Here is a 563-nt window from a genome sequence, read left to right as displayed (position 1 = left end):
GGGACGGCGCGGGTGGGGACGGTCCTCCGCTGCTCCGGGTGCTGGTCGGTGCCTGGCCGGTGTATGTCGTGGGCGCGGCCAGCCTCGCCCTGCTCGGCCTGTCCGAACTCGTCCTCCCGGCTCTCCTCGAACAGCGCGGCGTCGGCGTCGGCTGGTCCGGCCCGCTGCTGACCGGGATGGCGGTGGGCGGTGGGCTCGGCGCGTTCGTCTACAGCTTGCGCGGCTGGCCGGGGCTGTTGCGCACCCGCAGTCTGGTGCTGATGGCCGGCACCTCGGTGTGTGTGGCGCTGGCCGCGGTGATACCGGCCACGGCGGGGATCGCGGTCGCGCTGGTCATCGGCGGCACGCTCCAGTCGGGCGCGATGCTCACCCGGAATCTCTCGCTGCGTGAGGTGCTGCCACCGCGTGCGCTGGCCGCGGGGTACTCGGTGATGTACGCGGCGGCGGGGGCGGGTTACGCGGCTACGGGGTCGTTGGCCGGTGCGTTGCTGAAGGTGGCCGCGCCGTCGACGGCGATCCTGGCGGGGGTGTGCTTGCTGTCTCTTATACAGGGCGGACGCTTC

At 73.2% G+C, this 563-nt stretch carries 1 pseudogene; it reads left to right on the top strand.

From position 1 onward, the window contains the following. Window positions 1-563 (top strand): annotated as a pseudogene (locus ACNFOC_RS55110) (MFS transporter); the annotation flags it as partial.

This window comes from Streptomyces colwelliae (assembly GCF_048158785.1).
GTDB lineage: Bacteria > Actinomycetota > Actinomycetes > Streptomycetales > Streptomycetaceae > Streptomyces.
Note: the sequence above shows the minus strand (reverse complement) of the source record. Positions and strands in the feature narration are given on the sequence as shown.